A 13,607-nucleotide genomic window follows, 5' to 3' on the forward strand; every position below is an offset into this window, starting at 1 on the left:
AAAAATCGAAATAAAAGCTTTTAAACATAGAGAATAATTTGAAATCCTTGATGCAGAAAAAGATATCTTTGTGACTTGAAAATAATAGAAATGTCAAAAATCGCTATTGCAACGTACAACAAACTACCCGATTTAACCGAGAATGACCGCTTGCTTATTACAATCTTTGAGGCAAAAGGCCATACGATTGTACCTGAAATCTGGGATAATGTAGAAGTGGACTGGACGACCTACGACTTGGTACTGATTAGAAGTACTTGGGATTATTATCTTAAACCTGAAGCGTTCAAAAACTGGATTTCACAATTTGTGAATTCAAAAACTCGGCTCTTAAATTCTCCTGAGACAGTTCTGAAAAATTCGCATAAGTTTTACTTAAAAGAGCTTTCTGAAAAAGGAGTCAATATTATACCCACTTTGTTTTCATCAGAAAAAATAGATTTAGAAACCATCAAAACTTGGGAAAAAGTGGTCATTAAGCCGGCAGTTTCGGCAGGTTCACACGAAACCGAGGTTTTTGAAACCGCCACACTAACACAAGAAGTTCTAGACACCAAAATAGGCGTTGGCGATTGGCTGGTTCAGCCTTTTTTAGAAGAAATAAAGTCAGCCGGCGAAATATCCATGTTGTTTTTCGGAGGTGAATTTTCTCATGCCATTCAGAAAGTTCCAAAGTCTGGCGACTTTAGAGTTCAGAAACAATTTGGTGCTCAATATCTAAAATTTGAACCTACAAATGAACTAGTATCCATCGCAAAAAACATTGTGGAAATTACCGGAAAAGATTCCGTTTATGCCCGTATTGATGGTGTAATGACCAAAAATGGCTTTCTTTTGATGGAAGTAGAGATGATAGAGCCAGATTTGTTTTTTGAACATGCATCTGAAGGACCGAATAGGTTTGTGGAGGCGGTGTTCAAAAACCTCAATTAATTCCCAAAACCTTCAAATTGTTCTTTGCCGTCTGATTGTTAGGATTAATTTTTAATGCTGTTTCTAAGTCTTTCACTGCCCCTACTCTATCTCCCAGTTCATATTTGGCCACGGCCATGTCAGTAAATGTACTGTCTGATGCAAAACCTTGTCTATACACTTCATTCAAATCGTTTAATGCTTCTTGGTATCTGCCCAATGCTATGTAAGATCCTCCTTTGAGCTTCAGTAAGTCTACCTCTTTTTTATTTTCATAGGCCAAGGTAAAATACTTCAGGGCTTCGTTTTGGTCAATTTTTTGATAAGTAACACCCAAATTTCGATAAAGCACATTTTTACCTATACTATCTTTTGCAAACACCAAACCGTCATTGTAGTACTTTATAGCCTTGTTCAGGTCGTTCTTTAAAAAATAAGAATTTCCTGTAATTTCGTAGAATTTGTAGTTAGCTGCTCCTCTTGAAATTGGTCCTTCACAAACTTTTATAGCCTTGTCCAAGTTACCTTCTTTTGCATAAATAGTACCCAACGAACTTGCCAAATATGAATCGTCCGGATGATGTGGGATGGAGTTTTCAAGAAGCGACTTGGTGTCTTTCCAAGTTTCCACCTGCCTAGATGTTAAAAACATAAAAACCAAAGAAACTAAACCAAAAACAAGCGTGAGTTTCTTGAAATCTAAGTTTTTGTCCACCAAATACAGAATCCCAAATATTAGACCTAGGTAGGGCAAATAGCTATATCGCTCAGCCATGGTGGCGTTACCTACTGCAATAATCTGTAGCACCAACACGAGCGTAACAAAATAAAAACCTACTGCAAAAAAGAGGGCTTTATTGCGTTTGTAAGAAAGTACCGCAGCAACTAAAAGTAGTAAACTCAGCACAGGTAAAAAATAGAATACACTCCCTTTTACCTCGTTGACATAAGGATACGCATAAAAATGATGCAAATTATATGGTACGAAAAGCTTGACGATGTACGTAAAAAATCCATAGCCCGCAAATAACAATTTATCCGAAAAGCTCCAAAACTGGTTCATGGCTGAGCCTTCACTAATTCTAATAAACAAACCTCCAAAGTTTCCCCCAGATTGAGCGTCTAAGGCTATTAACCCAAAAAGTAAAGCAATAGCGAAATAATGCCATTTGGAAAGAATGTTTTTCAGTTTTATTTCTCCCTCAATCCAGTAATCTATCAAAACCAAAACGAGTGGAAGCACCACCGCCATACCTTTTGACAAGCAAGAAAGTAAAAACATCAGTAAAGAAAGCGTCAGAAATTTCTTGGTCTTTTCTTGAACATATTTCACATAATAAATGCTCGAAAGCAAGAAAAAGAAAGTATAAAGCACGTCTTTTCTCTCCGAAACCCATGCCACTGACTCAACGTGCATGGGATGAATTCCAAAAAACAAGGCAGTAAAAAAAGCTATGTTCAATTTCCCAATGGTGAGTTTTTTGATAAAGACAAAAACCAGAATAGCATTGAGAATATGAATTAAAACATTGGTGAATATAAAAATACCCGCTTTTTTAGAAATCATGGCATTGATTCCAAGTGTGAGCATGGTCAAAGGATGATAATTGGCCTCATAAATTGCTCCCAATAACCTACCCCAATTTTGCTTCAAAACATCCTGGTTTTCATATACGTAGGCGTTGTCGTCCCAACCTACAAAGTCATTATTAAATGCACCAAAGTAGGCTATTAATATACTGAGAGCCAAGATTGAATAAGTGAGCCATTTATTTTCAAAAATTGAAGTTTTTTTAGCAGATTCATCGTGAAAATCTGCTACTTGACTTGTTCTATCTTTAGAAACTGAACCAATGATTTTCTTATTTTTCTTACTCATGATAGCATTAACTGATTTATAAATTTATGGAATTTAATACTCCTCAAAATTCTGTCCAAAGTTGAAATATTAGCACTACTTTTACTTTAAAAAAATGACAATTTCATTCCAATTCTCCTAAATCGAAAATTGGAGTTTTAGAGAAATTCAGAAATATATCTTTTTTGTCATTGCGATTATCCAAAATCTCATTAATCAAGTTTTGCTGGAATAGACTCTCCTTTTTCATAATTTCATGGTTTGCTATTTTTAATTCAAAATCTATATCATCTGGAGTTAAATTCAATTTTTCTTGAATGAATTTATCCAACGAATCAAACGTACAAACTTTAACTCCCTCTATCCATTTGTCATCTAGTTCTTTCAAAAATTGCGAAGTACTTGTAACACTAACACAAGCATCAAGTGCAAAAGAAACCATTACCGAATCAAAATCCTCAGTATCAGGTGTGATATTTTCAATTTCAACAATCATTTTATCAATTTCCTCTAAAGATTTTAGATTGGATTTAGAAATTGAATCCACAACATTATCAATTATATTAGTTAGAACTTGAGTTGAACCAAAACCGAATTTTAAGGAAAAGATGCGATAATTCTCAATTAACCTTGTAGAAAGAATACATGCAAAAAGAACTTTTTGGTGAGAATTTAAATGTTTAACATTTTTCAAAGGATTTCCTTCCCAATCTGTGACTAATGGTGTGTGAAGTTCATGCCATCGTTTAATGAAAGAATCAATATTTTCTAAATCAGATTTAATTAAATTCTTTAACTTCTCCAGTTCTGATTCATACCCAGATTTAGTGAAATAAGTCCCAAGTTTATGCTCAGGTAAAAATAACATATAAAAAAGTGGTGGTCCTTTATAATCATCATCCCGTAATCGCATCTTTGTATTGCTATTTGGCGGAAGGTGAAAATTAATTCCGTCTATTCCCTTTAAATCTTCTATATGCTTCGGTGCCTGTCCTAATATAAAAATATTTATATGAATTTTAATCCAAGGTTCGCCTTTTAGAACTGAAATTTCAAGTATTTCCAATAAATTTCCCTTGGAAAGTCTGCAAAGTTCATAGGAATAACCTCTTATATTCTTATCGTATTCACCAAACCAAATACCTAAAAATGGCGACTTTACCAAACCATTCTTGAAAAGAGAAGGAATCGCAACTTCTGTTATAATTTTATTCCTATCCTTTAATATTTCTTTATCCGTTGCTCTATAAAATAATCCCATAATGCTAATTTCATGGTATTAAAACATATATTAGTTCCGATCCCCACCTTTTCTACCAATCAATAAATACAAAATAGACCCCAGAAAAGGTAAGAGCAATATTACTATTGCCCAAATTACTTTTGCTGCTTTGGATACAAATTGCCTTTTTACTAAATCCAAAATTGCAATTATCCAAAACCCAATTGTCAATGGAATTAGAACTATAAATAAAATAACGAATATCTCGGTGAGACCTAAATTTCCCAAAAATAAGCTAGTCATAATCCTGTGTTTATTATGCAATAAGAAATTTATATATCAAAATTTACAATTGAGAGAAAAAAAGACCGTGTGACCTAACATTATTTAAGGTGTTCTGTAAATGCAATCAAATGGTCAATGTCGAACTTTCTCTTAAATTGGGTATTGTTTTGAATAAAAAATTCGATTAAACTAAAATTCGTTTTTAGCGATTCTCGGCCAATTATAGATAAATGCCATTTTTTCATCAAAATAAATCTTAGACTACCTCCCTCAATTAAAAATAAATAAAAGTTTAATAAGTGATGATTTTCAATTTTAAGTTCAATTTTTGAAATAATATCCCAAGCATAAAATAGTACTTTTTTATTAGAATAGTAGACTTCAATACCTTCTTCTTTAACATAAATTTTAGCCGAAGGAATAAAAACTAAATAACTATTAGATGCAATAATGGAAAATAGGACAATAATCAAGAATAGAATTGATATATTTAAAAAACCTGAAACTTCGTTCGATGGACTCAATAAACTATAAAAAAAATAAAATATAGCGCATATTGACAAACCTAAACAATTATGTAACAAAAAAGTAAAATGATTTTTATAGAAATAAGCCTTAAGCATAATAATTCAATTTTTAAAAGGTATTTAAGTCAAAATAATTGCATTTAAAATCTTCAGTAATCATCTACAAATTGCTTGGCTTGATTTAAATTTGGATTTTTTAAATAATAAATAATTACGATGCTATCATTTTGATTTAAATTTGTATTGTCGTAAAAACCTTCATACACCTTTCCATTAACCACGAAATTATAGAAGCAACGGCTTGTACCTTTTGATCCAACTCCTGATTTTCTATAAATTAGACCTTTGGTTTTTTGTCCATTATTCTTTAATTTATAAATATGAATCTCCGGCCTTATGAAAATCAACCATATTCCAATTAAAATTACAAGAATCCAAAAAATACGAATGAAGCTTTCCTTTTTAAACACCATTTTCTTAATCTATTTTACATTTTGTTGTTTCTCCTCCTGAACTGCTAACTAGTGCTCCAGGTGCTCCACTTGTAGTTTTATTTATAGCTTTTGCTTCCTTTAAAATTTTTTCGGCTTGCTTTTTCAATCCTATGTTTATTATGCAATAAGAAAATTATCGGTCAAAATTCCAAAAAAACAAACCTAAGCCGCGTCGACATGAAAAATTTCACTATTATTGCCAAGCAATACCCGACCATTATAAGTTTGCCATGAAAATATTATTAATTCTCTTGACCATCCTCAATGCGGGTACGCTTGTACCTTGGGCTATTTCGGCACCCATGTCTTTAATGGCATTTGATGCTCCTGATTCTACCAAGTCTGTTTGGCCGTATTTGCTCATCGGGGCTATGGTTTTGTACCCTATTTTTGTTATTTTTTGTATTTATAAAACTTGGTCGCAGAACTCGATTTATTGGGCGGCTGGGCCAACGATTCTCTTTATTATTGGTCTTATTTTAATCAACATCTGAAAATGAACAATCGTATTGGTGGCTACAAAATTGGCCGCAAACCTGCCGGAGCAGCCATGAAAGCTCTAAAAAACACCAGCAGCCTTCCTCAAAAAGTAGATTTGCGTAAATTTCTGACCTCCGTAGAGTATCAAGTAGGCAACAGCTGTGTGGCCAACGCTATGGCTGGAGCATACGAGTATTTGGCCAAAAGAGAACTGGGAGAATCCTCTGATGTGAGTAGATTATATATTTATTACAATGCCCGCTATGTGGATGGCAGCCAAGACGAAGACTCGGGCTCATATATGCAGTGTGCTATTGACGGTTTGATAGAATACGGTGCATGTTCGGAGGAACTTTGGCCAAACGAAGAGGACAAAATAAATGAAGAACCAGCTCCCGAAGCCTATGAGCAAGGTGCATCATTCAAAGTAGTCGAAAAAGAATATATCGATACTGATCTAGATCTCTGGAGAGAAACTTTGGCCGAAGGCTATCCGATAGCTTTTGCTATCAACACGTTCGACTCATTCGATGAGGCCTGTAACAACAAAGGCCGTGTGCCTATGCCCAAAGCCACGGATAACACCCGTGAAACTCATGGCTGGCATGCCATGCTTTGTGTGGGTTACTCAGACATCGATAGGGTTTTTATTGTTAGAAACTCCTGGAGTGAAGAATGGGGCGACAAGGGATATTGTTACATCCCATACGATTATATGATTCACCCAGAATATAACTCTCATGACAGTTGGATTATAAAGGCAGTGGAAAATCTAGACTACAGCGAAGGCGTGGTTGTAGATGACGAGGAGTCGATGTTTTATGACAGTGACTACCTGATTTTCAAAGATTTTTATGTTTATACTGAGCAGTCCGAAGATTTTGCCGACGAGCTGGAAGAGCTGATTCTCGAATATGTAGAAAGCGAACAAGACTTCTTTTTTGATTGGGAAACCCTAGAAGATGAAGGCGGCGTTTATATTTCGCTTAAAGAATTTTATCTTTTGACGGAGGAGGAATTAGGTTTCTGGAATGCCCTTGACGAATTATGTATAGTTTATGGAGGCGAAGACGGCTATGACTACACCGTCAACCGAGCCGATAGAGAGGAGGAGGAATAAATAGCTGAAAAAACCCAATTAATATCCATTAAACTTTATTTTTTTTAGTTTTGTGGATGTTTATCATTTTAAAACCAAAATCAATGCTCAACAAACTTAAATGTACTGCAATACTTTCTATACTCAGTGTTGCCGCTTTTGCACAACAACCCATACTGATTGATGTGGATGTCAAACAAAATGTGGATACTTTTTTTGTAAAACTCACTGTGCCAGAAAAACTTTCCAAAAAACAGAATATTTTCCAATTTCCGGCCACGGCTCCCGGAACTTACCAAACCATGAACATCGGAAGGCTGGTGAGTAACTTCGAAGCTTACGATAAAAACGGCAAGTTATTGAAGTCAGAATTAAAAGCTCCCAACCAATATATTATCGCCAAACCACAGAAAGTAAAAAGTCTCCATTATAAGGTAGCCGAGACTTTTGACACCAACCTTAAAGAATTGCCTATATATATGATGGCAGGTAGCTCAATAGAAAGAGATAATGTTTTGGTAAATGCTCACACATTGAGTGGGTATTTTAAAGGAATGCAAAACCACCCGGTAGGTATAAAAATACACGGAAAGGAGGGCTGGAAAACAGGAACTGCATTAAAAGAGAAAGATGGATACTTTATGGCAGATGATTTTGACCATTTGGTAGATTCGCCCATTATGTCGGGCAAACTGTCCTTTGCAGAAACTAAAATAGCCGATACACCCGTGAGAATCTATACTTTTTCGGAAAACGGCAAGGTGAATTCTGAAATGCTACTAAAAGAAATGACACAAATGCTCAAAGCTGCAGAGAAGTTCTTGGTGAAGTTACCAGTTGACAATTATACATTTCTTTTTTACTTTTTGCAAAATCCCAGCGGTGTCACTGGTGCTTGGGAGCATTCGTATAGCTCGGAGTATGTGATTGCCGAAGAAGAACCAACACCTGCTTTTCTAAAATCGGTGGTGGATATAGCTTCGCACGAGTTTTTCCACGTTATTACTCCTTTGAACATTCACTCCGAAATAATAGAATCGTTCAACTTCGAAAAGCCGACACCATCACAGCACTTGTGGCTCTATGAAGGCGTTACCGAATGGGCTTCTCATGTGCAACTCTTCAGAGGAGGCGTAACTACTCTCGAAGAATACATTACTAACGGCCTGAAACAAAAAATAATAGTGAGCGAAAACTACTTTAAGCCAGACTGGAGCTTAAAGAAAATTGCTGAAGAGTCATTTAATGGTGGTGATGGAGCACAACAGTATGGGAACATCTACTATAAGGGAGCTTTGACAGCGAGCTATTTAGATATCAGAATATTGGAACTCTCAAACGGTAAGTTTGGACTAAGAGAAGTGCTATTGAACCTAATCAAAAAGTACGGCAAAGGAAACCCTTTTAACGAAAAGACCTTTTTTGATGATTTGGCCGCCATTACATTTCCTGAAATTAAAGATTTTACGAGCAAATATATCGTAAATAATGAGCCGTTTCCTCATGAAGAATATTTATCCAAAATTGGCTTGAGCTATAAAAGAATAGGAAAACAAAGGGTAGAAATTAATAAAATAGAAAACCCCACAGAAGCCCAAAAGAAGCTTTTTGAGGCTTGGAGTGTCAATATGAAAGTGGATTAAAACAAAAATCCCGCAAGCAAAATTTGCGGGATTTTTTATTTCAAAGATCGTCGAATTCGTAAAGTGGATCTAGGTGATCCTTGTGTGTCATGGTACACAGCTCCTTTATGAGTCCATCCTCGAGACTGTACACCCAGCCATGAATTTCTGGACTTTTCTTGGCTTTCCAAGCTCGCTGCACAATACTGGTTTTGGCCAGATTCATCACCTGCTCTTCCACATTCAACTCTATCAACTTGTTTAGCCTTTCTTCAGGCTTGGTTTGATAATCAATCCTTTCACGGTGCATTCTATAAACATCTTTGATATTTCGAATCCACTTATTTATCAAATCATAATTATGTCTCGTCATGGCTGCTCTTACACCACCACATCCATAATGACCGCATACTATAATATGGCTAACATTTAGGTGGTCCACAGCATATTCTAAAACTGCCAACAGATTCATGTCTGTGTGAATGACCATATTGGCAATATTTCTGTGTACAAAAATTTCGCCTGGCTGCGTACCAGTTATTCTATCGGCAGGCACCCTACTGTCACTGCAACCTATCCATAAAAAGTCAGGCTTCTGCGTATTAGACAATCTAGAAAAAAATTCTGGATCATCTTTAACGACATCCGCCGCCCATTTTCGGTTGTTCTCAATAAGTTTATCTATAGGCTTTATTTTCTGAACTTTCATACTATTTTACTAAATTAATGAGTTGAAGAAACAAAATTGCTGTTTATTTGATAGATTCCTTTGAAGTTAAGTAGCTCACAATCAATGTGTTTGAGCGGAGCTTTTATTTCCTTAAACTCCTTTATGAGCTCTATTACATCAAAATCTATATATGTAGTGTTTGTAGCATCTATTATCACCTTGCTTTCCTCAGGCAAATGGTCTAGTGTTTCGCGTAATGCCGCTTTGTTTAAAAAAGAAACCTCCTCCGAAAGTCTAATTTTTATGGTTTCTCCCTTTTCGTAATTCTCCTTGTGGAAGTAGTAAGAGTTTTTAAGATTTCCTAACAGAATATATACAATACTTACCATCAGACCTATACCGACACCTTTCAACAAGTCAAGAAAAACTACTGCCAAAACGGTAACCACAAAAGGAATCCATTGGTATTTTCCGTTCTTAAACATAGCCACAAATATGCTTGGCTTGGCCAACTTGTATCCCGTAAACAAAAGTATCGCCGCCAAGGCCGCGAGTGGAATCTTGTTAAGTAAAGATGGAATAAGTAAAACACTGGCTAGCAACAAAAATCCATGAAAAATAGTAGAAAGCTTGGTCTTGGCGTTGGCGTTGAGGTTGGCACTACTTCGCACAATAACGCTTGTGATAGGCAAACCACCTATTAAACCTGACAGGGTGTTACCTATACCTTGGGCTATGAGTTCTCTATTGGTACTCGTGATTCTCTTTTCTGGATCAAGCTTGTCTACAGCCTCTATACACAAAAGCGTTTCTATTGAAGCCACCGCTGTAATGGTTAAGGCCACAATCCATACAGGAGTGTTTGTGATATTTGAAAAATCTGGAAAGGTAATGAGTGCCTTAAACTCTTCAGTAGTGGTAGGAACAGGAATATTCACCAAATGTGCTGAAGATATTGCTAAAATGGGAAAATTTTTGAAAATGAGCTCACTTACTAAAACACAAACTATAACCGCTGCTAAACCTCCTGGTACAATTTTCGAAACTTTCTTGAAAGCCGACGTTTCGAACAGCAAAATGACTATGATACCTATAATGGCTATTAGGGTAGCACCCAAGTCTATATGATGAATAGCTGAAAACAAACTGGTTATGGAGTTTTCCCCATCTAACTGAAGAAATGCAAAGTCCCCTTCATTGTCTCTGTCATAGCCCAAGGCATGCGGGATTTGCTTCAAAATAATGATGACCCCGATACCAGAAAGCATACCTTTGATAACATTGCTTGGGAAATAATTAGCTATAACTCCGGCTTTCATAAAACCCAACGCAATCTGCATTAAACCTGCAAGTACAACCGCCACCAAAAATGCCTCGAAAGAGCCTAGAGTACTAATTGCAGACAAAACAACCGCCACAAGTCCTGCTGCAGGACCACTCACGCTTAGCTGACTGTTGCTAATGACACCGATAACCATTCCTCCAATAATACCCGCAATAATTCCACTAAAAAAGGGTGCTCCTGATGCCAAAGAAATACCTAGACAGAGTGGAAGTGCAACCAAAAACACAACCAAGCCAGAAGGCAAATCATATTTTAAGTTTTGAAAAATTTTAGACATTTCTAGGTATTAATTTTAAGTAAAAACAAAAGCCTTTTAGCAACCTTGAAAGGTTCTGAGTTTTGTAAAAATAACGCCTTAAATGAAATAAAGGTTGAGAACCATTGGTCTCTAATATGATTTTAATTACATTCTAATCCTGTTTTAACGGAATTCTAATTTCAACCACAACACCCGAAGGTTTGTTTGCGAAAACACTCAATTCGCCTTTGTGAATTCTGATAATATTTCGGGCCAATGGAAGTCCGATACCATAACCCTCGAAGTTGGAAGTGTTGGAAGCTCTAAAGAATGGATCGTAAATATATGGCAGTTCTTTATCAGGAATACCAATACCCATGTCGCTGATAATAAGCTTAATAAAACCTAAAACAGACTCCACTTTTACAATAACAGGTTGGTTATTGGAGTATTTTATCCCGTTGCTGATAATGTTAGAAATAGCCAAAAGTAGGAGCTGTGGATTGGCTTTTATGAGAAGACTCTCGGGGTTTTCGGGTAACGAAGAAAAATTAAGTGCCAAATGATTATTGGGGTGAATCTTATCGATGGTCTGCTTGCAGTCTATCAAAAGTTCGTCAATTCTGATGGTTTCAAAATGCAGCTCTTTGCCCTTAAAACCTGTTTGGGCAAGAAACAGCAATGCCTGTGTTTTGGTATTTAGTTTTTCAGCTTCTCCAAGAATGACTTTAAGTGATTCTTCATATCTACTGCTTTCTCTTTTTCGGCTTAGCGACAGGTCCGCCTCGGCTATAATGGTGGTCAGAGGTGTACGCAATTCATGTGAGGCATTAGACACAAAATTGTTCTGGGCTTCAAAAGAAGTTTCTAGCCTGTCTAACATTTGGTTGAATGTTACAATCAAACTACCTAGTTCGTGGTTTTGATTCTTGCCTTCAAGCCTCAGATACAAATTATCCGTTCCGATTTTGTTAATATCGCCCATAATTTCCTTCAGCGGCTTCGTAATTTTGAGAGAAAACCAGTAAGAAACAAAGAATATCAGGAGCAGAGATATTATAAAAGCTCCAAAAAGCAACTGTCTCAAAAAAACCACGTGGTGTGTGTTGTAATAGTTTTCAGCAGAAACAATCACCAAGTAATTTTTGCCTTCTACCGGATAACTGATTCCAGTAAAGAAAACACCGTTTTTGTTGAAATAAGATTCTTTTAGACGAACAGCATCATCTAAAAAAGTACGGCTAACATCCAGTTTTTTAGAAAGAGTCGTTAGGTCTTTGAGGGTATCCAGGGCAAAAACATAGTCTTTTTCATTGGCCAGTTTTTCTAGGTATTCTGCCTTAAATGACTTTAAGTAACTACCTTCTCGGTGGTACTCCAGTTGGATTTTGGCAGTGGTAACGGCCCGAATGTGTAGCCTTTCATGAAAATCCTGGTAAGAATACTGGGTAAAAGTATAGTATATAAAACCTCCAAATACCAAGATAAAACTCAGTAATATGCTTGACAGTAAAAGAATTATCTTGTTTTGGGTTTTCATCTGAAGGAACATTATTTTTCAAATCCTTACTCCCGAATCACGTAGCCCATTCCAACAACGGTCTGAATAACCTTTGGGCAATTTTGCTTATCCAATTTTTTGCGTAGATAGTTCACATAAACATCTACTACATTGGTTCCTAGGTCAAAGTTTATTCCCCACACTTCCTCTAAAATTTCCTGACGAGAAAAGACTTTGTTGGGCATTTTTAGTAACAAAAGCAACAGTTTATACTCGGTGCTGGTGAGCTGTACTTCTTTCCCATTTACGGTTACAACTTTTGAAGTGTCATTTATTTCTATTGCCGAAAACCTAAATATGAGTTTTGATGGCTCAGCAACAGCCAGTGTAGACCTCCGTAGGAGAGAATTGATACGGGCAATGAGCTCAATAAACTTGAATGGCTTCACCAGATAATCATCGGCTCCTTGATTTAGCCCCATGGCCACATTCTCAGCAGTGCCCAGTGCCGTCAGGAGTAAAATAGGCACGTTGCTATGGGCTCTTATTTTTTGACATAGCTCTAAACCATTCATTTTTGGCAACATTATGTCTAATATTACCAAGTCATAAGTGTTGGTGTGAGACAAAAAATAGCCCTTTTCACCATCATTGGCTTCTTCTACCTCAAAGTTTTCTTCCTCCAGTCCTTTCTTGACAATGGCACAAACATGTGTATCGTCTTCTACAAGCAATATTTTTTTCAATGCCTTATTGTTTGACGTAAAAATAATGAAACCCGTTGTGCGGTTTAAATAAATAGAAAAAGGTTGTACATATAACTGAAATTCAGTAACTTAAAGAAATAACGACAAATCTTTAATATGTACAACCTGAAAGCAAATTACGACAAAATATTGCCAATAGTCAAGTTGGCCTTGAATGAATTTTTATTACCTGATGGTAATTTTAAGACTTACAAGAATAAGCCAAAATGGTCTGATATTGAAGTAGTTACACTATCCATTTTAGCTGAAACTATTAGCTTGGATTCTGAAAATTGGATGTTTTCAAAATTGAACAATGATTTATTGATGATATTTTCCGAGTTGATAGATAGATCAAATTATAATCGTAGGAAAAGGAGGTTAAGTGGGTATATAAATTCTATTTCTGAATGGGTGGCTCAGCAGATTGATGGTGAAAATAGGAAAGTAATTTTAGACTCAATTCCACTTCAAATTTGCATGAATCCAAGAATTCTTAGAAGTAAAATTTGCAAGGACGATAACAATGTACAGCCTTCAACGAGTTATAACCCATCTTTAAAGATGCATTATTATGGTTTTAAAATGCAGTTGATGATTACACAAAA

The 13,607-nt window shown here is 36.0% G+C and carries 14 protein-coding genes; 5 read left to right on the forward strand and 9 right to left on the reverse strand.

Annotation, left to right across the window (positions count from 1 at the left end; translation table 11 throughout):
* Positions 1-90: 90 nt before the first annotated feature.
* Positions 91-933 carry an ATP-grasp domain-containing protein gene (locus EGI31_RS03365; protein WP_255035739.1) on the forward strand — a complete coding sequence of 281 codons (843 nt, stop codon included), beginning with the start codon at positions 91-93 and terminating at the stop codon, positions 931-933.
* Here EGI31_RS03365 and EGI31_RS03370 read toward each other — a convergent pair.
* The 5 genes from EGI31_RS03370 to EGI31_RS03385 all read right to left on the reverse strand — a co-directional run bounded on the left by EGI31_RS03370 (position 926) and on the right by EGI31_RS03385 (position 5,404).
* Complete coding sequence (locus EGI31_RS03370; protein ID WP_255035740.1) at positions 926-2,791, reverse strand: tetratricopeptide repeat protein; 1,866 nt, start codon at positions 2,789-2,791, stop codon at positions 926-928. The genes EGI31_RS03365 and EGI31_RS03370 overlap by 8 nt on opposite strands.
* A gap of 103 nt (positions 2,792-2,894) precedes the next feature.
* Positions 2,895-4,031 carry a DUF416 family protein gene (locus EGI31_RS03375; RefSeq protein ID WP_255035741.1) on the reverse strand — a complete coding sequence of 379 codons (1,137 nt, stop codon included), beginning with the start codon at positions 4,029-4,031 and terminating at the stop codon, positions 2,895-2,897.
* Between the two features lie 30 nt (positions 4,032-4,061).
* Entirely contained in the window at positions 4,062-4,295 is a 234-nt protein-coding gene (locus EGI31_RS25385) for a PLDc N-terminal domain-containing protein (protein ID WP_374760673.1), read from the reverse strand.
* An 80-nt stretch (positions 4,296-4,375) separates the two neighbouring features.
* A complete protein-coding gene (locus tag EGI31_RS03380; RefSeq protein ID WP_255035742.1) occupies positions 4,376-4,900 on the reverse strand; it encodes a hypothetical protein in 525 nt (174 codons plus the stop codon).
* Positions 4,901-5,281: 381 nt separating this feature from the next.
* Positions 5,282-5,404, reverse strand: coding sequence for a hypothetical protein (locus EGI31_RS03385; RefSeq protein WP_255035743.1), 123 nt, complete (start codon positions 5,402-5,404; stop codon positions 5,282-5,284).
* Positions 5,405-5,528: 124 nt separating this feature from the next.
* On the opposite strand from EGI31_RS03385, the gene EGI31_RS03390 reads away from it, so the two are divergent.
* The 3 genes from EGI31_RS03390 (at position 5,529) to EGI31_RS03400 (ending at position 8,520) form a co-directional block, all read left to right on the forward strand.
* Positions 5,529-5,792, forward strand: a complete 264-nt coding sequence (locus EGI31_RS03390; protein WP_255035744.1) for a hypothetical protein — start codon at positions 5,529-5,531, stop codon at positions 5,790-5,792.
* Positions 5,793-5,794: 2 nt separating this feature from the next.
* Entirely contained in the window at positions 5,795-6,898 is a 1,104-nt protein-coding gene (locus EGI31_RS03395; protein ID WP_255035746.1) for a C1 family peptidase, read from the forward strand.
* Positions 6,899-6,981: 83 nt separating this feature from the next.
* A complete protein-coding gene (locus EGI31_RS03400; RefSeq protein ID WP_255035747.1) occupies positions 6,982-8,520 on the forward strand; it encodes a M61 family metallopeptidase in 1,539 nt (512 codons plus the stop codon).
* A gap of 40 nt (positions 8,521-8,560) precedes the next feature.
* On the opposite strand, the gene can is transcribed toward EGI31_RS03400, so the two are convergent.
* The 4 genes from can to EGI31_RS03420 form a co-directional block, all read right to left on the reverse strand.
* The gene (gene can / locus EGI31_RS03405) at positions 8,561-9,208 is read right to left on the reverse strand and encodes a carbonate dehydratase (protein WP_262925356.1); all 648 of its coding nucleotides are present in this window, start codon (positions 9,206-9,208) and stop codon (positions 8,561-8,563) included.
* A 14-nt stretch (positions 9,209-9,222) separates the two neighbouring features.
* The gene (locus EGI31_RS03410; protein ID WP_255035748.1) at positions 9,223-10,791 is read right to left on the reverse strand and encodes a SulP family inorganic anion transporter; all 1,569 of its coding nucleotides are present in this window, start codon (positions 10,789-10,791) and stop codon (positions 9,223-9,225) included.
* 133 nt (positions 10,792-10,924) lie between these two features.
* The gene (locus tag EGI31_RS03415) at positions 10,925-12,292 is read right to left on the reverse strand and encodes a HAMP domain-containing sensor histidine kinase (RefSeq protein WP_255035749.1); all 1,368 of its coding nucleotides are present in this window, start codon (positions 12,290-12,292) and stop codon (positions 10,925-10,927) included.
* A gap of 26 nt (positions 12,293-12,318) precedes the next feature.
* Positions 12,319-12,999, reverse strand: a complete 681-nt coding sequence (locus EGI31_RS03420) for a response regulator transcription factor (RefSeq protein WP_255035750.1) — start codon at positions 12,997-12,999, stop codon at positions 12,319-12,321.
* Between the two features lie 117 nt (positions 13,000-13,116).
* Between EGI31_RS03420 and EGI31_RS03425 the strand changes: the two genes are divergently transcribed.
* Positions 13,117-13,607 (forward strand): transposase family protein (locus EGI31_RS03425; protein ID WP_510186408.1); only part of this gene is annotated, 491 nt, incomplete at its 3' end.

Source organism: Lacihabitans soyangensis (assembly GCF_024343775.1).
In the GTDB taxonomy this organism is placed as follows: domain Bacteria; phylum Bacteroidota; class Bacteroidia; order Cytophagales; family Spirosomataceae; genus Leadbetterella; species Leadbetterella soyangensis.